The organism is Vibrio sp. 1CM2L (genome assembly GCF_023161695.1).
Lineage (GTDB): Bacteria > Pseudomonadota > Gammaproteobacteria > Enterobacterales > Vibrionaceae > Vibrio > Vibrio coralliirubri.
Window position 1 is genome coordinate 419,798 of record NZ_JALNTT010000001.1, and the last position, 21,555, is coordinate 441,352.

Annotated in this window: 19 protein-coding genes and 1 pseudogene; 9 read left to right on the plus strand and 11 right to left on the minus strand. The window is 44.0% G+C overall.

What is annotated here, in order from left to right:
- Positions 1-7: 7 nt before the first annotated feature.
- A complete protein-coding gene (locus tag MSG34_RS01770; RefSeq protein WP_050633040.1) occupies positions 8-283 on the minus strand; it encodes a hypothetical protein in 276 nt (91 codons plus the stop codon).
- Positions 284-721: 438 nt separating this feature from the next.
- Positions 722-1,060: pseudogene (locus MSG34_RS01775) on the minus strand (DUF1254 domain-containing protein); the annotation flags it as partial.
- Positions 1,061-1,188: 128 nt separating this feature from the next.
- On the opposite strand from MSG34_RS01775, the gene MSG34_RS01780 reads away from it, so the two are divergent.
- Positions 1,189-2,106 (plus strand): LysR family transcriptional regulator, encoded by a 918-nt coding sequence (locus tag MSG34_RS01780; protein ID WP_248336116.1) that lies wholly within the window; start codon positions 1,189-1,191, stop codon positions 2,104-2,106.
- A 38-nt stretch (positions 2,107-2,144) separates the two neighbouring features.
- Here the strand turns inward: MSG34_RS01780 and MSG34_RS01785 are convergent, their stop codons facing one another.
- The gene (locus MSG34_RS01785) at positions 2,145-3,071 is read right to left on the minus strand and encodes a LysR family transcriptional regulator (protein ID WP_248336117.1); all 927 of its coding nucleotides are present in this window, start codon (positions 3,069-3,071) and stop codon (positions 2,145-2,147) included.
- A gap of 129 nt (positions 3,072-3,200) precedes the next feature.
- On the opposite strand from MSG34_RS01785, the gene MSG34_RS01790 reads away from it, so the two are divergent.
- The gene (locus MSG34_RS01790) at positions 3,201-3,989 is read left to right on the plus strand and encodes a hypothetical protein (protein ID WP_248336118.1); all 789 of its coding nucleotides are present in this window, start codon (positions 3,201-3,203) and stop codon (positions 3,987-3,989) included.
- Between the two features lie 67 nt (positions 3,990-4,056).
- Positions 4,057-5,568, plus strand: coding sequence for a DUF1214 domain-containing protein (locus MSG34_RS01795; RefSeq protein ID WP_048614673.1), 1,512 nt, complete (start codon positions 4,057-4,059; stop codon positions 5,566-5,568).
- A gap of 271 nt (positions 5,569-5,839) precedes the next feature.
- Here MSG34_RS01795 and MSG34_RS01800 read toward each other — a convergent pair whose 3' ends face one another.
- The 7 genes from MSG34_RS01800 to kduD all read right to left on the minus strand — a co-directional run bounded on the left by MSG34_RS01800 (position 5,840) and on the right by kduD (position 13,950).
- Positions 5,840-7,840: a heparinase II/III family protein gene (locus MSG34_RS01800; protein WP_248336119.1), complete on the minus strand. Its 2,001-nt coding sequence runs from the start codon at positions 7,838-7,840 to the stop codon at positions 5,840-5,842.
- A gap of 9 nt (positions 7,841-7,849) precedes the next feature.
- Positions 7,850-9,274 (minus strand): glucuronate isomerase, encoded by a 1,425-nt coding sequence (gene uxaC, locus MSG34_RS01805; RefSeq protein ID WP_248336120.1) that lies wholly within the window; start codon positions 9,272-9,274, stop codon positions 7,850-7,852.
- 159 nt (positions 9,275-9,433) lie between these two features.
- Complete coding sequence (locus MSG34_RS01810; RefSeq protein ID WP_050652775.1) at positions 9,434-11,200, minus strand: sodium:solute symporter family protein; 1,767 nt, start codon at positions 11,198-11,200, stop codon at positions 9,434-9,436.
- A 405-nt stretch (positions 11,201-11,605) separates the two neighbouring features.
- Positions 11,606-12,244, minus strand: a complete 639-nt coding sequence (locus MSG34_RS01815; protein WP_248336121.1) for an RpiB/LacA/LacB family sugar-phosphate isomerase — start codon at positions 12,242-12,244, stop codon at positions 11,606-11,608.
- Between the two features lie 72 nt (positions 12,245-12,316).
- Positions 12,317-12,637: a cupin domain-containing protein gene (locus MSG34_RS01820; protein WP_248336122.1), complete on the minus strand. Its 321-nt coding sequence runs from the start codon at positions 12,635-12,637 to the stop codon at positions 12,317-12,319.
- Between the two features lie 7 nt (positions 12,638-12,644).
- Entirely contained in the window at positions 12,645-13,169 is a 525-nt protein-coding gene (locus MSG34_RS01825) for a YgjV family protein (RefSeq protein ID WP_102429220.1), read from the minus strand.
- Positions 13,170-13,188: 19 nt separating this feature from the next.
- The gene (gene kduD, locus MSG34_RS01830) at positions 13,189-13,950 is read right to left on the minus strand and encodes a 2-dehydro-3-deoxy-D-gluconate 5-dehydrogenase KduD (protein ID WP_048609765.1); all 762 of its coding nucleotides are present in this window, start codon (positions 13,948-13,950) and stop codon (positions 13,189-13,191) included.
- A 246-nt stretch (positions 13,951-14,196) separates the two neighbouring features.
- On the opposite strand from kduD, the gene kdgR reads away from it, so the two are divergent.
- From kdgR to MSG34_RS01850, 4 genes are all read left to right on the plus strand, one after another.
- Positions 14,197-14,982: a DNA-binding transcriptional regulator KdgR gene (gene kdgR / locus MSG34_RS01835; RefSeq protein WP_248336123.1), complete on the plus strand. Its 786-nt coding sequence runs from the start codon at positions 14,197-14,199 to the stop codon at positions 14,980-14,982.
- A 291-nt stretch (positions 14,983-15,273) separates the two neighbouring features.
- Complete coding sequence (locus MSG34_RS01840) at positions 15,274-16,605, plus strand: MFS transporter (RefSeq protein WP_248336124.1); 1,332 nt, start codon at positions 15,274-15,276, stop codon at positions 16,603-16,605.
- A gap of 143 nt (positions 16,606-16,748) precedes the next feature.
- The gene (locus MSG34_RS01845) at positions 16,749-17,630 is read left to right on the plus strand and encodes a DMT family transporter (RefSeq protein ID WP_248336125.1); all 882 of its coding nucleotides are present in this window, start codon (positions 16,749-16,751) and stop codon (positions 17,628-17,630) included.
- A gap of 175 nt (positions 17,631-17,805) precedes the next feature.
- A complete protein-coding gene (locus tag MSG34_RS01850) occupies positions 17,806-18,051 on the plus strand; it encodes a hypothetical protein (RefSeq protein WP_050632849.1) in 246 nt (81 codons plus the stop codon).
- A 53-nt stretch (positions 18,052-18,104) separates the two neighbouring features.
- Here the strand turns inward: MSG34_RS01850 and MSG34_RS01855 are convergent, their stop codons facing one another.
- Positions 18,105-19,292 carry a GGDEF domain-containing protein gene (locus MSG34_RS01855; protein ID WP_248336126.1) on the minus strand — a complete coding sequence of 396 codons (1,188 nt, stop codon included), beginning with the start codon at positions 19,290-19,292 and terminating at the stop codon, positions 18,105-18,107.
- Positions 19,293-19,597: 305 nt separating this feature from the next.
- Here MSG34_RS01855 and MSG34_RS01860 point away from each other — a divergent pair, with 305 nt between their 5' ends.
- Together MSG34_RS01860 and MSG34_RS01865 are read left to right on the plus strand one after the other, a co-directional pair.
- Positions 19,598-20,386, plus strand: a complete 789-nt coding sequence (locus MSG34_RS01860) for a phytanoyl-CoA dioxygenase family protein (RefSeq protein WP_017070998.1) — start codon at positions 19,598-19,600, stop codon at positions 20,384-20,386.
- A gap of 20 nt (positions 20,387-20,406) precedes the next feature.
- Positions 20,407-21,396: a zinc-dependent alcohol dehydrogenase family protein gene (locus MSG34_RS01865; protein ID WP_248336127.1), complete on the plus strand. Its 990-nt coding sequence runs from the start codon at positions 20,407-20,409 to the stop codon at positions 21,394-21,396.
- Positions 21,397-21,555 lie beyond the last annotated feature (159 nt).

The window sequence follows — 21,555 nt, forward strand, 5'->3', positions numbered from 1 at the left end:
AAAGATATTAAAGTTCTTTAATCTCAATCTGACGCAGCGTCTCCATGTATTCCAAAGTTTCATTCACATCGACTGGCTCGTACAAACGTAATACACCAGCCCAACCTTCAGACACTTCAAAATCATAAGCTGTACCGGTACCACAATTGAATGTGACAGACACTGTTCCATCACCGTTATCACGCATGGATTCACCAGAAGCATAGAAGTGCTCAGAGTCGATCCAACCATCCGCTCCATAAGTGGTTAGAGAGTAGTAACCACCGCGCCCCTCAAAGTCCAAATTTGGCGTTGGAATCGTCCACTCTTGGCACGTTGTTTTACCTTGGCCAGGAACACGCTCTAGATACTGCGCAGTGTCTGCAGGTAACCCAGCATAACCAAATGCCGTCACGTATTTGAAGTGGTGGTCTTCTACGTCATCCAAAGTCGCACCAAATCCCTTTAACCCTTCAATAGGCGCGCCGTGTTGCATCACGTTATTAATAAGTTTCAGTCGGTAGTTTTCAACGTCACTTGGGTTATAACCTTTGCCCTGATAAGGCTTGTTAGAGTTCGCTTTGATAGAAAGTAAACTCTGGCGTCGCTTAGTGTCTTCAATAGAATCTGCTATACGCGTTCTTGCTAGCACATGAACATGAGTGCCGGTCGTCAAATCATCTGCCGTTAGGTGAAGTGTTTCACCTCGGCGAACCACTTTATGCACAAGATGATTTTCGTCCATGATATGAATAATCTGGAAGTAATCGTTGTCTTCGTCTGGCACATGGAATGTTGCGCCTTCTGATACATCCACAACCATAGTTGAATAAACGACATCACGATTTGAGCGAATCACCGTTTGCGCGTCTTTGGATACTGGGTCAGCGTGCAGCCAATGGTTAACACCCACTTTGTTTTGCAGGCCAAGGAAGTTCCAGTCAGACTCCGCTTCAGGATAGTTATCCCAATTAACACCACCGATAGCCGCGTGGTCATAAACCGCTGAGCTGTTATTGTCTGCGGCCGTTACGCCAAATGCAGTTAACGCCAATAGCGTCACTAACGTCGTTTTCTTCATAATGGTTTCTCGTGTTTGTTTCGATGAGCTCAGTATGTAGATGCTGCGTGATATACTCCAATTGATTATATGAAATCAAGATATACAATATGGGTATATCTCAACAGTTTCGATGATGGAGCCTCACGATGATGAGTAACCGCTTTAAACAACTAGACCTCAATTTACTTAAAGTATTGAAGGTGTTGGTTGAGGTAAAGAATACACGCAAGGCTTCAGATCTGTTGTTTACAAGCCAACCCTCTATCAGTCGTTCACTACAAAAGCTACGTGAGTACTTTGACGATGAGTTGTTTATACGCTCACAACATGGCCTAGAACCGACCGCCAAGTTGCTTGAAATCAAGCAGACTTTATTACCCGTGTTATCGCAGTTAGAACAAGTGCTTGAACCTGAATCCGAATTTGACGTTGCTCAGTTTGATGGCACTGTGAACATCGCGATTAACGGATTTATTGCCAACAGCATCTCCGCAAAGCTAACTCAAATATTGTTAACACAGGCGCCGAAGGTGAAAGTGAACATTGTGGATTGGGGTGCCCATACGTTGGATTTGATCACCTCTGGCGAGGTTGATTTAGGGATCAATTATTACCCATTAGAACTATCTAAACAGGTATACCAGAAACGTGTCGCAAGTGATGATTTTGTATTGGTTTGCCGCACAGGCCACCCACTTGCCAACACATTATTGAAAAGTGACCAGCAAGAACCTTTGCAATTAGCGAGCTTGGTCGTCAGTGATTGGAACGACAATATTGCGTTAGCACCAAACGTGTTAGCCGATGTTGGCATCAAGACTGAGGTCAAAATACGTTCGACTTACTTACACAGCTTATTGTCTATAGTGAAACAGAGCGACGTATTATTCCCATGCTCAAAACTACTGGCTAATTCGCTTTCAGATGAGTTTTCCTTTGTGCAGTTTCCTCATATGCCCAATATGCCAAATGGCGATATTGGCATGACTATCGGGCGTAAACATCGCAATCAACCGAAAATGCTCTGGTTGGAATCGTGTATCGAAGAGGTATTCAGAGGTTAGTTACCGCATCTCTAAAAGTTGAAAAACAAAGCTAGCTCTTACTGGTGATTAGCCTCTGCCATCGCCGTTTCAATCAAATCCAGCAGCCATTTGTATTTGGCTGAGTGCTGGTTTTTCTTATGAAGATAGGCGAACACCTCCATCTCCTCGGGGCCATCTTCCAACCCCTCAATCGCGACTGAGCGCAATACGCCTTTATGTTGCTCAATCACCGGAGGCATGCAAGGAGCGATAATATTGGAGTGCTTGATCGTTTCAATTAACCCAACAATAGAAGTCGTTCGCAACGCCATATTAATTGCCTTACCTTGGCTCAAGACTTCCTCTTCCAACCGTGAATGTTTGTTTTGGTCGAAATAAGCTAGGTCAACGTGAGCAAATGGGAACGACAATAAATCATCAATCGTCGCGATAGACGCCTTAAAAGGATGATCGACTCTCACTGCCAATACAAACTTTAAGTTCACGAGCGGTACAGCAATGATCTCAGCAGGCAAATTCTCAGCTTCAAAGTGAATGACAAAATCAATCTCGTCACTTTTGAGCCTTTCTAAAGAATTTTGGGAACTCGTATGACTGATCAGCCTTGAAAATGGACTTTCTATTGATAGCTGATGAAAAAGAGCGGGCGTCAACCAAGGCAGGATATGAGGGTTTACCTCTATCTTGAAATCTTCGCTTAAATCCGCAGGATTAAACTGCTTTCCTTCTTCTATCGCCGTGAATAGCCCGTCCAATAAAGGAAAAACTCGTCGATACAGGTTGTCTGAATAAGGGGTTGGCAAAAACTGCTTATGGGACAACACAAACAATTCTTCACCTAGAGACTCCTTAAGCTTCTTGATGCTTTGGCTAACGGCAGGTGCCGAAACAAACAGCTTCTCAGCGGCTTTTCGCAAGCTCTTCTCTTGATATACCACCACAAACACTTTCAATAAATTCAGGTCGACGTTGTTCAGTTTCATAGCTAACCATAAAGCATTGCTTAACGAATGGTTAAGTTTATATGAATTAACTTAACAAAGTCCACTTTGTATAGTTGTCCCACCTTCACGATGTACACGGATGTAGTGAGATAACTCTATGAGGCAGCTATGTTATTACAACGTTCTATCCTTTCCCTAACACCTCTTTTGTTGGCCAGCGGTGTTATCGCTGAAGAAACAGAAGTTCAAGACATGTCAGACCCATTGGCGGTCTACACACAAGCTGGCTTCGGCTACACAGATAAAGGCTTAAACCTCAAAGTAGGACAAACCTACGACACAGGCAGCGACACAACCATGGGCATGAATGTGTTCGAAATCAAAGGCATCGCTGGTGAAGCTGTTGGTTGGAACAACCGAGGTGCCGACGACAGTATTGACTCAATCCGCTTTAGAAACTTTGGGGTCGACCTAACCAATGGTCGAGGTACTCAAGTTGATATGTCTTGGGATTTCGATAGCAATCAAGGTAGCGCGTCTTATAGCTTTATTCAGGCATTACCACAAATGGGCATGTTTAATTTCTATCCGCTTGCAGGTGTCGGTGTTGCTGCTGGTGAAGAGTTGGTTGAAGGCACTGGAGGCGATCTCGACGCCGATCAGCTTCGCGACCGCTACAACATGCACGGTACTTTCTACGTGGCGGGTATGTACGCAAAAATGCAACTTACCGACAAGGTTTGGTTGAACTACAACCCTATGTATTTAGGCACAATGTCAGGGTCATCAACGTTCAAAGATTTTGGCTTTGAGGGCAATGATTCAGTACTCGCACATGAATTTGCAGCGAGCTATCAAATCAATCCAAGAGCCAACGTTCGTTATTTCGCAAACTGGACAGAAAACACCAGTATCGAAGACGGTGATCACCGCATCGAATTTAACTACCAATTTTAAGTAGTGATTTCGGCTTTAACGAGCCGGTTTCGCTTGAACGAATAAGTTTAAGTTTTGAGGACACATTATGAACATGATATCTAAAGCCCTTACCGGTACTTTCACACATCCACTGCGATCAACAGCGATGCTCGTTTCTGTAACAGCCTTGTTTTCAGCAACGGCGATTGCTGGAAACGATAACCCAACAGAAACCCTTCAAACACGTTCGGGAGACTTCACTTTCGAAACCGACTTTCTTCATGGTATTCCAACACAAGAAAGCTCAGCAAAACTGTTCGAACTGATGGACTATCAACGCGCGTCACAAGCTTACATTTGGTCCGTGCCTTTGGTGTCAAACTACGCATGGAAACAAGCCTATGCCGACATGGGTGCAGAGGATGGTCAAATTACTTATGTTGAGTCTCATGAATCTAAGCTAGGAGGCTTAACTTACAACACCTCTACGCCTTACGCGATTACTTGGTTTAACGTAGAAAAAGAGCCCGTTATTATAGAAATCCCCACAAATGAACTGCGCGGCGCAGTACACACTATGTGGCAAATCGGTATTTCTCAGATGACTGAGCCGGGCATCTACGTGGTAAAAGCCAAAGGGTCTGAAACACCGAGCAACCTGCCAAAAGGCGCTAAGGTTTTTGAGTCAGACACCAACTATGTGTTCTTCGGCGTTCGCTTAATGGCAGATTCAGACCAGCAACGTATGAAAGACTTAGAGGCCCTGAAAATTACCGACCTTAACGGCAAGCCACTGAGTGATAACGGCGTAAACTTCCCTGAGCGTGGTGAAGATGCCAAACACCCAAGAGGTATGGCATTTTGGAATACGTTGAATGAAGCCATTCAAGCAGAACCAGTAGCAGAGCGTGATCGCATGATGCACGACATGCTACGCCCACTGGGTATTGAGAAAGGTAAGACGTTTGAACCATCAGGTCAGCAGCGTGAAATCTTAGAGCAAGCTGTAGTTATGGGGGAAGCTATGGTTAAGAATATCGACTTCAACAAAACAGAACGCTTGCCACACGCAGCTTACGGTAAGGAAGGCAACTTTTGGGAAGTCGCGACGGCTTCAACACCAAACCAAGATCGTTACTACGGTATGGATCTCGATGGACGCGCAGCTTGGTTCTATGAAGCTGTAACTAACGACGTAGCAATGCACGGTTTTGAAAATGGCGGCTGGGGTCAGATTTACCTAGACAACTACCGTGACGACAATGGCAAAGGGCTAAATGGCAGTAACCACTATACTTTGACGCTAGACGGGGATGTAAATTTCGCCGATTTGTTCTGGACAATTACAGTCTACAACGTAGAGAACCGCGCCATCATCGACAACGATATTGAGCGTGCCGACGTGGGTTCTAACATTGAAGGAACAGTTAAAGATGCACAAGGCAATTACACCTTCCACTTTTCACCAACTAAGCCAGCGGGCGTTAATGAGGCTAACTGGGTGCAAACTCGAGAAGACGAAAACTGGTTTGTTTACTTCCGCGCATACTCACCAAGTAAAGCATTTGTAGCGCAGCAGCCAGAAACCTTACTGCCTAACTTTAAGCGTGTGGACTAGCCGTTAAGTCTATGTACTAACGATTAAGCCCTTTACGACCTACGATAAAAGAGGAGCCTCAATGCTCCTCTTTTTTACTTTGGCCAAATTGTAAAAACCAAGGGTATCGTCTTAGGAACCTAACCAAAGATGAAGAGTAGATGGCTAACGGCTAACAAGCTAATCAACGACTGATAAAAAACCCCCTTAAGAAAGGTTCTTGAGGGGATTTTTATTTTGGGGTGAACTCGTAAAATTCAGCGAGTTACAATTCTTTAATATTGTTGTTCGATCAAACGAATAAAGTAACACCCGTTTCTTGGTTAATTGAAATAGATTGTGCCACTCCATTTCTTACCAAGCTTAAATTGATAACGTTCGATCGCCATTCGATATCAGAAACTCGAACCTCATCGTTTTGCGTCAAGTTATGTACCGTGGCAACTTTAAGAACCGCTTCTTGGCTACGTAAAATCGTGTAAGCTAAATCACTGGTTGCAGGGTTGTCTGGCGCATACCCCAACAACAGAGTTGCTGAACTATCCGTTATCAGCTGCTGATTAAATTCAGTTTGTCCATCAATCGAATAACGCAAATCAATGGACGCTTTAAGAGGTATCTCATGGCAGCTAGTCATTCTTGCTAAAGGCCCATCTAGTGGATTGTCGCAACCTTGTGCCTCTGTCAAAGCGCTGTGTTGTCCTCTGACATGCCAGACCAAATCTAGTTGTTGGTGGTGAGGGTTTTCCGCAGTATTGAATTCAATCGCCACATCCCCTAACCACAGAATTTGACGGCGAAACATCACATCTTTGTATGCGGCCAAATCCCACTGAACAATAGTATGGCTGTCAACCGTCGGTAACTCGCCACACCAATCTGTTTGTGTGTCTAACCATGTGTAGGACGGTTCTTTTACAAACGTATTCACTTGAGGGTTGGCTGGCGGTTGATTCTTCTGATTCACCGCCAAGGTGTTGTGCGTCACCGTATTTTTATAATACCCGTAATGCAGTTCAGCACCGTACCCTGTTGTTCCCAAATCAGGCAAAATTTCTTTACCATTTCGAGTAATGATCATCCCAAGTCGATCATAGTGATCGTGCTCACCACCATACGGAGAGTGCTTAATTAATAGCATGTTATCGTGCTCTCGATCGTGCATGATCGTGACGCCTGATTGTTCTGCATGAATAGACTGGCACATGATCGGCTCTGCCACAGGTAATGCATCAACACCGTACAACAGCGCGTCGATATTGTTGCGTGGCTTATCTTGATAGATGCTCTGCAACGCCGATGCAAATAAAGGGTCTCGGAACTCGCGATACCCGAATTCGAACAAGTGGCTATGAGTTAATTTCTCTTGGCCGGCAATACAATCGTTCAGACGTGGAAAGTCACCCGTATTGATGAGTAGCTTGAGCGGCAACGCCAACATGGTATGGAAGTTTGGCACTGATTGTAGTGAGTACTCTGTTTTACATGCCATTTTTTCGAAATTCAGAAGTGCTTGTAAAGCGTAGTAATGATAATGGATAGAACCTTCAAACCATAAGCCCTCCCCTTTTACACCATGCTCTAACTGATACTTCAAGCCATAAGGGGTGCTCACCGAAAAGTCGATGAATTTTCGGTCACCAAGTATCAAGCCTATCACGCCAATAGTCGCAGAAATCTTCATTTCATGGTTATGCAATTGATCAGCTCGATGTTGCATCAGGAACTCAGCGCCTTCGCGTAACAAGCGCTGTTCAATAAACAATTGCTCTTCGGTATTCAACTGCTCTTTAACGAAATCATAGCCTCGGGCAAAATCAATATTGCAATTCGCTTCACAGAGAGTCTGCGCATTTGCTTTTCCTGGACCGTTATATGGAATACCGCCATGTTCTTCGTAATTCGGGTAGTATTCTGCATAACCCAATAAGATCTCACGAACTTTTTCGAAGTATTTGCGGTCTTGAGTAATGTGCCAAAGCAAGCCTAGGTCATTACACGCTTTCGAATTGAGCCCATTAAGCCAACGCCACCATGCACCGTCATAAGGTTCCCCGGTAAGCACCTCGCCATCAACAGGGCACACATGTTCAGTGGGTCGGTCTCTATCCCAACTTAAGCGAACCCCATGCGTGGGGCAAAAATAATATAAATTCCATGTTGCGCGGGCATCAGGTGGAACGAGAGTGTCTGAAGTAAGCACAACCTGATTATCTTGAATAATTTGTTCGATGATCTCTTGGCTGGCATTTTGACGAATGATCGCCATTTCCGGAGAGGTAAACTGCAGCATAATGGATACCTATACTAAATCTTTAGATGAATGAAAATTGAAGTATTGTTTGGCGTTTTGATAACAGATGTTCTCGACACTCTGTTTAAGCAAAGGCTCATCATTCGGTAATTCCCCATCATCGATCCACTTACCGAGTAAGTTACATAGAATGCGACGAAAATAGTCATGACGAGAGAGTGACAATACGCTGCGAGAGTCGGTTAACATTCCGACAAAGCGTCCTAGAGCCCCTAAATTTGCTAGATCTTGAAGTTGTTTTTCCATACCCGCCTTATGATCGTTAAACCACCACGCAGAACCAAGCTGCACTTTACCTGGCTGCGCATCACTGTCTTGAAAGGCGCCTATGATTGACCCAAGCACTGGGCTATCTTTCGGGTTAAGGCTATATACGATGGTCTGAGGAAGTTGGCGGTCTTGATCTAACAAACTCAATAAATGACTCAGGTTTTCTGCAATTGGGTTGTCACTGATAACACTGAAACCCGTACCGCCACCTAGATCATCAAAGCGGCGCTTATTCACATTAGTTAACACTCCAATATGAATTTGCATCGACCAACCATGCTTATGATAAGCCTTGCCAAGCACTTCAAAAACGGCCGTCTTAAACTGCGAGATTTCTTCACTATTCAGCACATCACCACGTTTGACCTTTGCTATAGCTTGATCAAGTACATCAGGGTGATAGTGTGAAAAATCCACAATTTTTAACCCCAAGTCAGATAATCGACAGTTATTCTGGGCAAAATAGTCCACACGAGACGTGATTGCTTGAGCGTAGCTTGCAAAATCGACGATATTAATGTCACTGATGAACGCCAGTGAATCGAGTGTCTTTTGAAAACTACTTTGATTCTCTATTTCAATCAGACTGTCAGCGCGAAATGTCGGCAAGACTTGTACAGTAAATTCTGAACGATTCAGTTTATCGTGATACCTCAAATCGCTAAGTGGATCATCGGTAGTGCACAAGGTATCGACTCGACTCTCTTTAAGCAGACTTTGGAATCGGTGAGACTCTTGGCTGAGTTTTTGATTACAGTGTTGCCAAATAACCTCGCAGTTCTCTGAGTTGAGTAGTAAATCGAGACCGAAGTATCTCTTAAGCTCCAAATGACACCAGTGATACAGCGGATTGCCGATAAGATACGGCATGGTCTCACACCACTTTTGAAACTTTTCATAATCACTCGCATCACCTGTGATGTAATGCTCATCGACTCCGTTACTTCGTAATGCACGCCACAAGTAGTGATCGCAACTCAACCAAGCCTGAGCAATATTGTCGTATTGATGGTTGTCATAAATCTCTTTGGCATCTAAGTGGTTGTGATAATCAATAATGGGAAGCCCTGCCGCGTAATCGTGATATAAACGCTTGGCAGTGTCCCCCTGCAATAGAAAATCTTTGTGTATGTATGAAGACATAATTCAAACTCTTGTAGAAAACTGTATTGATGAACTTTAGGGAAAAATTCAATCATGAAATTGTTTCCTAAAGCCCCTCTACGAGGTGGTTCATATAAGCCAGAGAGCGTCCCCTCTGGCCTATACCCTTGTTACTTTTACATGACTAGTTATTGCCGATTACTTAGATGTAGATACTTCTAACCGAGGCGTTTTCCTCGCACTCTTCAATAACAGAGAACCCACAGTAACAATCACTGCGCCACAGAAGATAAAGGCCATGCGACCCCAGAACGGGTTCGGGATTAGTACCATCGCCGTTACAAGTGCACCGAAAACCAGAATGAGTTTGCCTAGCATGTCGCGTTGTTGGCGATCCATTTCATCTTGTCCTTCCTCTTCGATAACAGGAGTCGCAACATCACTCCAAAACTCTTTAAGTTCTGTGTTTCGTTCGCCCACTGGCTCTTTGTAGAACTTAGTTGTTAGGCAGAAGAAACCACCCGTGATCACAAGGTGACCAATAACCCCAAGCAGAACTTTTAGGTCACTCGCTTCACGTCCTGTGAACGGAACCTCTAGGTTTAATAGATTGGCAACGACGTCTGCTGTAAGCACAAAACTCACGATGTAAGACACCAACATGCCCACAGCCAATGTCGCCCAGGCTGCCCAGTCGGGCGTTTTCTTAATAAACATACCGAAGAATAACGGCACTAGAATCGGCATCTGTAACAGCGTACTTACGTACATCATTGCGTCGAAAAGGCTCAAGCCACGAAGAGAATTAATGAACAACGCCACCATGATGATCAATATGCCAAAGACCATAGTCATGAATTGACTCACTCGCATCAGCTTCTTGTCATCCGCATTTTTGTCCATGATTGGCGCGTAAAAGTTACGCACGAACACACCTGAATTTCGGTTTAGACCTGAATCCATTGAAGACATTGTTGCTGCAAATACAGCCGACATAAGCAGTCCCACCATACCAACCGGCATGACGTTTTCGACAAACACTAGGTAGACTGCATCAGCTGCTTTACTACCAAGTTCAGCCGCGTGCACAGTTGCCGCTTCAGGATAGATAATTGCCGTTACCCAAGGTGGTAAGAACCAAATTGCAGGCCCAACCAGCATCAATACAAACGCAAGGAGTGCCGCTTTACGTGCGTTAACAGAATCTTTCGCCGTTAAGAAACGATATGAATCTTGCATGTTGTTGATGTTTTGCAGCTGCTTAACGAACATGAAGATAAACCAAGATACGAACAGCAATGGATAGTTCATATCAGAGCCCATGACACTATCGGCAGGGAACTGCTCGATAAGATTCGCTGGACCACCAATTTTTGCCAATGCAGCCACAGCACAAACCACCGTCACCGCCATGATCACAACCATTTGTACAAAGTCTGAAGCAACAACCCCCCATGCTCCGCCCAGTACTGAAATGAAGAGAACAATCAAGCCAGTCACAACGATCGTGGTTTCGATATCCACTTTAAACACAGCACTAACGAAGAGTGCGAGACCATTTAGCCAAATACCGGTGTAAACCACACTTGTCGGCATTGTCGCCCACGTAAACACTTGTTCATTCGTTGCACCAAAGCGACGACGCACACCTTCAATAGGTGTAACAACACGCATTTGTCGAAAGCGATATGAAAAGAACAACCACGAAAGTAGAAAGCCAAATGCGTTCGCCATGAAAATAACCATGATTGGGAACCCATCGGTAAATGCTTTACCCGCAGCGCCAGTAAATGTCCAAGCACTAAACTGCGTCATGAATGCGGTAGAGCCAACCATCCACCACAACATCTTGCCTCCTCCACGAAAGTAATCACTGGTAGAGCTGCCTGCAAAACGTTTGAAGATGACGCCAATCGCTATCATAAAGATAAAGTAGACACCAACAACGAGCATGTCGATATTCATTACGAACCCCTTTTCATTATTGTTCCGTTTAAATGATTTAATTTTTAAAATACTGTTTCATTATTACATTAACGACATTTTATTTAAGGGTAATCTGTGATTTTTGTGATCCAAATAATGCAAAAGTCATACAAATGAGATCGAGGTTGGATTATTGAGATCGGCGCTTTTTAGGTTGAAAAGATCATTGATGGATATTTGGATACATCGTGGCGAGAAGGAGCAAAAATAGATCAAGTAACCTAGGGATATAGCGACCAAATTACGAGCCTAGGAGGTATACCAAACCATGACTTAGGCGCCTATTGCTTTGGTATTTACTGAACATCAGCCATTAATTATCCAAACACCGGATATAAAAAAACCAGCCTCATTGGGCTGGCTCTCTGAAATCAAGCGTTAGAATTAGTCCAAAAGCGAACGAACGTAATCAGCAATATCTTGATTTTGGCAGTTGTCAAAGAAACACTGTTGGAAGCGAGGGCTACCCACAGCAGTCTTCACTAGATCTTGATCGATAGCGCGCAGTGAATCAATAAAGTGATCCTTCACTACCGCTGCTTTTACCTCATTAAGAAGCGCGGCATTGCGTTGTTGTGGCTCTGCTCGCTCTAACGGGTAACCTTGACCACGCTCACCTGTGAACGCTTTTTCAAAGATGTAACGAACGTTCAGTTCACCAGCCCAACCAAAACCTTTCGCAAAAGCGAGCGCGATAGCGTTGCCGTTGTTGATTTGGTTAAACAAGAACGCATCAGAAGGCTCTAAACAGTAACCACAAACCACGCCTGGATGTAAGTTCAGCGACATCAAAGCACCTTGGCCAGTGCCACATCCTGTCACAACAAAGTCAACCGCCTTTGAGTTAATCAGAATGCTCGCCATAATACCTAGGTGAATATACGTTAAGTGGTGATCATTCTCGTCTGTCATTCCTAGGTTGAAAACATCGTGACCAAAACCACCAGCAACTGACTCTAGTTCAGCTGATACCATTGCATTTTTGCCTGCTTGACTGTTTTCCATCATTAGTGCGATTTTCATTTACTTTCTCCCGCAGCATTACTGCAAATTTAAAAATTAGTGCTCAAATGTTCGTTCTAAAAAATTTAGAGCTTAAACAAAGTCTTTACGCATTGGCGTAAAGTTATCAATTAATACGCCGGCTTCTAGGCAAACACAGCCATGTTCGATACCCGGCTCTTTGTACATAGTGTCGCCTGCGCACACCACTTTCGTTACATCGCCAATAGTGAACTCAAAGGCTCCCGACAAAACGTATGTGAGCTGCTCATGAGGATGGGTATGCAACGCACCAACAGCGCCGGTTTCGAAATGAACTTCTACAGCCATCACGTTCTCGCTATGAGCAAGCACCTTGCGAGAAACTCCCGCGCCAAGATCTTCCATTTTCACGTCTTCGTTATACACAAACATGTCGTTTTTATTCCTGTTGTTGCGGCGTAATTTTGCACTTGGCGTTATCTTGGTATAGACGAAAAATAGTAACGAGGTTAATCCCTATCACTGATATTTCCATCAGCGAGCCACCAATTGAACCAATAATCAGATTATTAGTTAGCCAGCATGCAGCTCCCAATAAAAAGCCGACTCTTAGTGCAATGCCGTTCAATCTAAATATTGAGTACGTTCCAATAATCGTTCCCGCTAAAGGCAGAAGTTGATACCAATGCTGAGCAAAACCGATTCCGCTGCCAACCGCGAGGGCAATAAATAACCCTGCAGCCCACAGCGATTTGGTATACATCGCGGTGCCAGTTCTTAATGCTGAAATCAAAGCACCGATTGCCGATGTAATGGAACCCAATAATAAAAAGTGAATAAGATGGTTAACGTTCAACATCAACATAACCACTTTGAGCTTTTTGTCGTCCTTCTGGTAAAAGGTCGAAAGGCCCAGAAGGAAACTTACTAGCCCTACAGCTTGTGCAACGATCTCGTTAACCATCTTATATTACAAAATATCGTTATCGTGCTAACCATCCACCATCAACAGCAATGGTATAGCCATTAATGTAATCCGATGCAGGTGATGCTAAGAACACACATGGGCCAGCGACATCTTTTGGTGTACCCCAGCGATCAGCAGGAATGCGCTCAAGAATAGCTTGGTTACGATCAGCATCTTCACGCAATGCTTGAGTATTATTGGTTGCCATATATCCAGGTGCAATCGCATTAACATTAATGTTATCGCTCGCCCATTCGTTCGCCATCGCACGGGTAATGCCCATTACAGCACTCTTAGACGCAGTATACGAAGGAACACGAATACCACCTTGGAAAGAGAGCATTGATGCGATATTAATGATCTTGCCGCCAGTGCCTTGCGCTTTAAACTGCTTCGCAACCGACTGAGACATAAAGAAAACGGTCTTGGTATTGATGTTCATTACGTCATCCCAGTTTTGCTCAGAAAACTCAATCGCGTCTTCTCGGCGAATAATGCCGGCATTATTAACAAGGATGTCGATGTGACCAAACTCAGTCAGCGCTTTATCTATAATTCCAGGAATATCTTCCTGCTTTAGAAGGTCAGCACGTACGTCTAAAAACGTATGACCCGCTGCATTCATTTTTTCGATGGTATCTGTTGGCTCAACACGATTTACGCCAACCACTTTACATCCAGCTTCAGCTAAACCAATTGCCATACCTTGACCAAGACCGGTATCACAACCCGTCACTATCGCTACTTTACCTTCCAGATTGAATGACTCTAACATCATGTTCGCTTCCTCAATTACGTTTAGTGTTGTGGCATTTCTGTAATTTCGCCCACTCGATTTAGTCATACAATAAAACATAAATTCGTTGCTGACAATTATTTTTGAAACGACATTTCAAAAATAATTTCTAATTAAGTTAAAACTTTGAAGTCGATCGTTCTCGTTTTTTATTTTTTTGAAAAGGCTTTTTAGAAATTACGAAAAGTGGTATTTTGTCTTGATATTAGATAGCCCAAAGGAAGAAAAATGGAGAAGTCCACCCAACCAGAAGCCGTTTCATCGGTATTAAAAGTTTTTAATATTCTTGAATCTCTGGGGGAACAGAAGGAAATAGGCGTATCAGACCTTTCACAACGTCTAATGATGTCTAAAGCCACTACCTACCGCTTTCTACAAACAATGAAAATGCTTGGCTATGTATCTCAACAAGGCGAAGCTGACCGATACTCACTCACATTAAAGATGTTCGAACTTGGTTCAAAATCACTCGAGTGGGTTGATATGATCACAATTGCAGAGAAAGAGATGCGTGTGATTTCAGAAGAGACTAATGAAACCATTCACTTAGGTGCGTTGGACCATGGCTCAATCATCTACATACACAAGATCGATTCTAGCTTCGCGCTGCGCATGCACTCACGCGTTGGTCGAAGAAATCCTCTGCATACGACTGCGATTGGTAAGGTTTTATTGGCAGAACGTGACGAAGAATTCGTTCGCACTCAGTTGGTAGACGCCGAGTTTGTGAAAAGCACAAAAAATACCCTCGAAAACGTCGACCAACTTATCGATGAACTTAAAGCGGTTAAGCTACAGCACTTTGGCGAAGATAATGAAGAACAAGAGCCAGGCTTACGTTGTATCGCAGCTCCAGTTTACGACCGTTTTGGTACCGTAATTGCCGGTGTCTCAATTTCATTTCCTACCATTCGATTTGATGAAGAGAAAAAAGCTCACTATGTAGCGCTACTGCACAACGCAGGTAGAAATATATCCAAGCAATTAGGGTTTAATGATTACCCAATCAAATAATGAAAAGGCAGCAATTATTGCTGCCTTTTTTATTGCGAGTTGTCCCATCGATTACCAGCCCACGAATCATCGACAAGTCATGCTGTGCGTAAATTGAACAACATAAAGCTGAGATAAATCACTCCCCTTACATCAAATCATGTGAAGACCATCAAACCTATAACCCACCATGAACCATGATCTCGAAGATCACCCAAACCAGATATTTTAGGGATTTGGCAACAATTCCATGATTTAAAAGAGTAAAAGGGTTATACATAATAATGTGTTATCTAAATTACTGAAATTATCATGACGCTCAAAGAGATCCTTAAAATTCCCAATGTCCGCTACTTCTTAATGTTTAGAAGCAGCTACTTTGCGCGTTTTTACTACCCTATATTCACCCTACTTTATTTAGATTACGGGTTAACCCTGTCTCAATTCGCGATGCTCAATGTAGTTTGGGCAGCCACTATTGTGCTTGCTGAAGTACCGTCGGGCGCATTTGCCGATACCTTAGGCCGCAAGAAACTGGTGGTGCTGTCTTCGATCGTGATGTTTGTTGAGATCGCCATGATAGCGCTAGTGCCAACTGGAAACCCCGACTTGGTGTTCGTAGTCTTTCTGATTAACCGGATTCTCAGTGGCTTAGCGATGGCACTGGCCAGCGGTGCTGACGAGGCATTGGCTTACGACACCTTAAAAGAACAAGGCAATGAAGAGTTGTGGCCTCGAGTGCTGCAAATCCAGCTTCGTGTCGCCTCAACGGTCGGTATCTTTGTCACACTGATTGGTGCGGCGATGTACGACGTGAATTTTATGACGAACATCTTTCATTTCCTTGGACTAGCCGAACCAGAAAGCACTAAAGATCTGATGCGTATTCCTGTGTTCGCCACCCTATTTGTTGCGATGATCGCTATCTATGCCGCGATTAATATGCGCGAAGAGAAAAAGGTGATGCCAAGCGACCAAACCAAATTGGCAACCACCATCTCAAGTCTCAAATTGACGATCGATGCAGGTAAATGGGTATTCTCTACGCCTTACGTGCTGTTCATCTTGCTCTACTACAGCCTATTCGAACACACCTCACGCATGTTCCTAACCATGAACAGCCAATACTATCTGGCCATTGATATTCCAATTATCTACTTTGGTTTTATTGGTGCGGGTATAAGTTTGCTTAAGATTATATTGGCAGGACAAAGCCGAAGATTAGCAGAGAGTATTGAGCCTAAAGCCTTCATTGTGGTCATGGGTTTAGCAAGCATGGCGACTTATTACTGGATCAGTTTAGGTTGGTCGATTTACGGGGTCATTCCGGCGTTGGTGTTAATCTTTATCATCATGACGATGAACATTTTCATCAGCTACCACCTGAATAAAAAGACCGAATCGCACAACAGAGCCACCGTTCTTAGTTTCAAAGGGCTGATGTTTAATCTCGGATACGGTCTGATCGGTATCTTGTACGCTTACTACTATAAGTTGGTGTCTCAGGGCTACACCGAACAAGAAATAGAACAGAACCTTGCCTTCTTGGCCTCACTGTCTTCTTTTTTCTATTACTTCACCTTACTGTTCATTTCGATCAGCGCGCTGTTCTATTTCAAAAACAAGAAACAGCCGATCTTCTGAAGAAAGCATCGAACTGTTGAAGAGATCTCTACTGCCGAATAGAGAATTAAGGTGAGCCTGTGGCTATAAACAGATCATGACACTTCTTATCATGTGATTTTTTGTTAGTATCACCACCAAATTACATCACTCATGGAAGCGTCATGTCTTTTAGTTGGATCGCCTTTACTCTCCTTGCCGCCTTTAGCCAATCTTGGCGCAATGCCTTTCAAAGCAAGTTAAGTGGCACCATGAGCGTGGCTGGCGTGACGTTGGCGCGTTTTATTTGGGCTGGCCCAATCGCCCTTATTTACCTCTACGCCCTCTATCAATGGCAGCCAGTCTCCGCACCGGATTTTTCAGGTGAATTCGTTTTCTATATAGTTGCTGCCGCCATTATGCAGATCCTCGCGACGGGTTTAATGGTGATGCTGTTCAAGCTAGAAAACTATGCGATAGGCGCAGGATTAGCCAAGTGTGAAGCCCCCGTGTCTGCGGTGCTATCCGTACTGTTTTTTGGCACCGCTTTAACAGTGACAGGTTGGGTGGGCGTACTTATTGGTACTTTAGGCGTGCTAATCATGAGTAGCGCTTCTGGCTGGCGAAGCTTGTCCCCGAAAGTGTTCTTATTAGGTATGGCTTGTAGTACCGCCTTTGCTTTAACGTCTCTTTGGGTACGGGAAGCAAGTTTGAGCATAGGGTTGCCCTTCCCTCATAGCGCCGCATGGGTGCTGTTCCTCGTCATTTCCCTTCAGACAGTGATTATCTGTACGTATCTTTTCTTCAAGGAACGCGACACGCTGCGCCTGATATTCAAGAAGTCGAAACTGGTCGTAATGACAAGCCTAGCGAGTGTTATCGGTTCTCTAGGTTGGTTTAGCGCAATGTCACTTCAAGCCGTTCCGTACGTAAAGACGCTTGGGCAAGTCGAAGTGATCTTCATGGTGTTGATATCCTACTTCTGGTTAGGCCAAAGCATCGCACGCAAAGACATTGTTGCACTCATCTTGCTCTCTATCGCAGCGGTATTGGTGATGTGGCAGTGACTTGAACGTCGCCATACTTAGAGGTTGGCTCAAAGAGAACTGGAAATCATACCCAAGTGACATATTCATCCACCGTATAAATATTACGGTGGCGTAAAATGATAAGAACGGCCTCCACATAATTTTTATAGTGCACGTATCAGCTATTAATCATTACCCAATAGGATACAGCCCAATGAAAACCCTTACTCAAATCGCACTAGCAACGATCTTTTTTACAACCTCAATGATGGCATTCGCAGAACCCGCGACAACAAACCAAGCCCAACTAGAAGCGTCAACCACAACAGTGAAGCATGAAGGAATGACCGTGACGCTAACAGATAAGCATTTTACGCCTGCAGAAGAAACTGAAGCCACTGCTTCACAAACTTTAACGCAAAGCCAAAAAACAGACTCAGCGCCACAGCCAACAATATAATGGCTGTATCAAAATAGTGGCATGGCAAACTAACACATAAAGACCTGTCATCATCAGGCAGTGACGAGCTCGTTAATATGACTAGGACAAATTGAAGTCATATTGCGACCGTTTGTTTTCGCTTGATACAACGCTTTGTCGGCTCGACTAATAAACCCATCCCAATTCTCATGTGGGTGAAGCTGAGCGACACCGAAACTCGACGTCAGAAACATCTCATTCCCTTGCACGGCTGAGATCTCTGAAATAGACAATCGCAGCTTACAAGCAATAGCCTGTGCTTGTAGGAAATTAACATTGGGCAATAAAATCATTATCTCGTCTCCGCCAAAACGGAACGCGCTGGCTGTTGGCGATGTTTTGATTGCACTTTGAACCATTTCAGCAAAAGACTTGATGACGAGATCACCCACAATATGTCCGTGTTGGTCATTGATCGACTTAAAGTTATCAATATCCATCATAATGGCACTAACAGGCATAGTCCCCGCCTGCTTCATGATGACTGGAACCATTTCATCTAATGCTCTGCGGTTTCCAAGTGCCGTTAAAGGGTCGCTGTAAGATAGGTCATGAATAGACCTAAGCAACCTTGCATTAATCAACCAGAGCATCGTGAAGCTCATCGATACGATAAGAACAATACTCACTAAAAAGGCAAGTTGATGAATGAGCGCGGCCGCCATGAAATCCTGCAGCTCAGCCGAAAATAGCGTCACCATTACTCGGAAAGCCATAAACCCGCCATATATCAAAAATGACAAGGCCATCATCCGAGTTGCTAAGGTCAAGTCATCACGTTGCCCCTTCAATACCGCAAAAGCAGTACAAAGAGTCACAAAGGCTAAATAGAAACTAATGAGGATGATTCGAGCCTTGATGGAAGGTTCGTAGTACGTGAAATAAATAAAACATGGTAAAAGAGCCAACATCATCAGACTGCTGAGGTAGGTGCATTTTAGGGAATATTCTCGAAACAGGCACAAGCTATACAAAGCGAGATGAAAGCCAAGCGCAATGACCATGTTGGCGCCAATAACAGTGATCCAATCAGGGAGTTCCCCTCTTAGGCTCAACATCAACGGCCCACTTCCAATAACAAATATTGAAATGGAAAAAATTGAAAGCCCTTTAATGGACTGTTGGGTAAATTGGAACAGCAACAAGCCAATGCAGTAAATGAAAGAGAACAAAATAATAATAAAATTAAGTGTTCTAATATCCAGCGAAAAACCATCCATGATTTACTCTCTTCCCTAAGCCAATTAAATCACAATATGGTCAATAATTATCTAAACCATAAATTTATTCACCATATGAATCATTACACTTTGTAAAATAGGGGATGTGTCACATATAGGGAGATCGGTATCACATGAGTCCATGACATGGATAGGCACGTAAAGCTCGCCCCCCATATGGCTTCATAGCATCACTGAATCTACAGGCTTCTGCACTCGTTACTTGGTTGAATGACGACTGTCTGGCATTATGCGCCCAAGAAATCTGTGGTTATTACACAGCAAAGAAAGAACGAAGGTAGTCAGTGGTAGAAAACAGCCAACAATTAAGTGACCGTTACGACAAACATGGTTACTTTGTTATCAGAAATTATTTCAATGAAGCTCAAATTGCATCGCTTAGAAAAGTCGTGCTGAAATTTCATGAATCATGGAAAGCAGACAATGAAGAATTCTATAAAGAAGAAGCATTTAACTCGTCTTTAATTACGGGAAGCGAGTATTTGCCTGCGGACGATAGAAGCGTGCTTTTCGACTTCATCAGCTCGAAACAAGTGATGGACGTGGTTGATGCGGTGATTCCGAACAAACCGGCATTCATGAATACACAGCTGTTCTTCAACCCAGTAAATCCGCAACAAAAAGACTTCTGGCATCGTGACTGTCAATACGACTACGACATTGATGACCAGATGAAAGTCATCATGGAAACCCAGGTATTGCATCTGCGAGTGCCCCTTTTTGATGAGCCAGGTATGGAACTTATCCCTGGTACGCACAAACGCTGGGACAACGAAGAAGAATACAATGTTCGCCAAGAAGAAAATGGCAAAGTGAGCAGCGATGACATCTCTGGCGGTAAGCAGATACCGTTAGCCGCCGGTGACTTATTGGTGTTTTCAGCGGATATGATCCACCGAGGCCGATATGGCTTGGATCGTTTGGCTTTGGATATTTTGATCTTCGATTCGGCGGCAGACTATGTCGACTACGTTGATGACGACTGTTTACCAACACCAGCTATGTTAAGCAATATTAGCGACCCAAGGTTGTTTATGAACACGCTACACTTAAAATCGATGCAATACTCATAATCCATAAAGGTGCCCGAACTATGACTGACACTAAGCAAAATACCCGAATTAGCCAGTTCCGTTTCGGTCAGCCAAAAGAATCTCTCAAGTTAGAACATGTCGCTTTAGGGGCACTAGACAAAGATAAAGTTCGCGTACAAATTGAAGCGACTAACATCAACCCTAGTGATCTGTTGTCGATTTATGGTGTGGGCCAATACAAACATAGCCATCAGCCGCCGAGAGTACCGGGATTTGAAGCGGTAGGAAGGGTTGTAAAGTCTAGCAATGCTGAGTTTTCAGTGAATCAGCGCGTGCTTGTGGCAACCAGTGGAACGTGGCAGAACTATGTCGATGTATCACCAGATGACCTGTTCCAAATTCCTCAACATCTAGACAATGGCTACGCCTGTCAGTTGTACATTAATGCGCTAACAGCATGGGTGTTGACGACAGAAATAGCCAAGCTGACCCACGAAGATGTGTTGATCATCAACGCGGGCAGTTCAGCCATCGGTAAGATCTTCTCCCAGTTGTCAGTATCACTCGGCTTCAACATCATTGTCGTTACATCACAGGCGGAGCTGTTCCCTGCCACTTCCTGTTGGGTGTTAGATGCGAACGCTGATCTAGTTTCTCAAATTAAGGCGTTAGGCTTGCCTATGCCAAGCGTTGCCTTTGATGCGATTGGCGGCTCACCCGGAACCAATCTTATTTACACCCTTGGCAACAACGGGCGCTTTATCAACTATGGGACGCTGTCGTTGGATTTTTACGAGCCACGCTTCTTTGAGTACGCGAAAAGCCAACACATCGATTTCAGCACCTTCTTCTTACGTTATTGGGAGGAAGCGGAAGGTAAAGATGTTCGCCGTGATAAGTTCACGACCATGCTAGATCACTTCATCACAAACGACATTCAGCTCGACGTTGACCGCTATCTGCCATTCGATGAAGTGCAAACCGCGATTGATCTCATTGAATCGAAAACCACACGCTTGAACGGCAAGATCATCTTGCTGTCACAGTAAGTAAAAATTTGACGATATATACCTTGTTTATTTCAACAGGCAAGACGTTCAACAGCTGACAAACAAGCTTATTAATATCCCAACGCTTAGAAAGCTTGATTCAAGGAATTGAGTATTGAGAACGCAGTAAAGAGTTGTAATGCGTTTCTCCATAACTTA

What these genes read in the sequence shown, in the direction of transcription:
- MSG34_RS01780 (WP_248336116.1), top strand. Translation starts at nt 1,189, where the DNA reads ATGATGAGTAACCGCTTTAAACAACTAGACCTCAATTTACTTAAAGTA.
- MSG34_RS01785 (WP_248336117.1), bottom strand. Translation starts at nt 3,071, where the DNA reads ATGAAACTGAACAACGTCGACCTGAATTTATTGAAAGTGTTTGTGGTG.
- MSG34_RS01790 (WP_248336118.1), top strand. Translation starts at nt 3,201, where the DNA reads ATGTTATTACAACGTTCTATCCTTTCCCTAACACCTCTTTTGTTGGCC.
- MSG34_RS01795 (WP_048614673.1), top strand. Translation starts at nt 4,057, where the DNA reads ATGAACATGATATCTAAAGCCCTTACCGGTACTTTCACACATCCACTG.
- MSG34_RS01800 (WP_248336119.1), bottom strand. Translation starts at nt 7,840, where the DNA reads ATGCTGCAGTTTACCTCTCCGGAAATGGCGATCATTCGTCAAAATGCC.
- uxaC (WP_248336120.1), bottom strand. Translation starts at nt 9,274, where the DNA reads ATGTCTTCATACATACACAAAGATTTTCTATTGCAGGGGGACACTGCC.
- MSG34_RS01810 (WP_050652775.1), bottom strand. Translation starts at nt 11,200, where the DNA reads ATGAATATCGACATGCTCGTTGTTGGTGTCTACTTTATCTTTATGATA.
- MSG34_RS01815 (WP_248336121.1), bottom strand. Translation starts at nt 12,244, where the DNA reads ATGAAAATCGCACTAATGATGGAAAACAGTCAAGCAGGCAAAAATGCA.
- MSG34_RS01820 (WP_248336122.1), bottom strand. Translation starts at nt 12,637, where the DNA reads ATGTTTGTGTATAACGAAGACGTGAAAATGGAAGATCTTGGCGCGGGA.
- MSG34_RS01825 (WP_102429220.1), bottom strand. Translation starts at nt 13,169, where the DNA reads ATGGTTAACGAGATCGTTGCACAAGCTGTAGGGCTAGTAAGTTTCCTT.
- kduD (WP_048609765.1), bottom strand. Translation starts at nt 13,950, where the DNA reads ATGATGTTAGAGTCATTCAATCTGGAAGGTAAAGTAGCGATAGTGACG.
- kdgR (WP_248336123.1), top strand. Translation starts at nt 14,197, where the DNA reads ATGGAGAAGTCCACCCAACCAGAAGCCGTTTCATCGGTATTAAAAGTT.
- MSG34_RS01840 (WP_248336124.1), top strand. Translation starts at nt 15,274, where the DNA reads ATGACGCTCAAAGAGATCCTTAAAATTCCCAATGTCCGCTACTTCTTA.
- MSG34_RS01845 (WP_248336125.1), top strand. Translation starts at nt 16,749, where the DNA reads ATGTCTTTTAGTTGGATCGCCTTTACTCTCCTTGCCGCCTTTAGCCAA.
- MSG34_RS01850 (WP_050632849.1), top strand. Translation starts at nt 17,806, where the DNA reads ATGAAAACCCTTACTCAAATCGCACTAGCAACGATCTTTTTTACAACC.
- MSG34_RS01855 (WP_248336126.1), bottom strand. Translation starts at nt 19,292, where the DNA reads ATGGATGGTTTTTCGCTGGATATTAGAACACTTAATTTTATTATTATT.
- MSG34_RS01865 (WP_248336127.1), top strand. Translation starts at nt 20,407, where the DNA reads ATGACTGACACTAAGCAAAATACCCGAATTAGCCAGTTCCGTTTCGGT.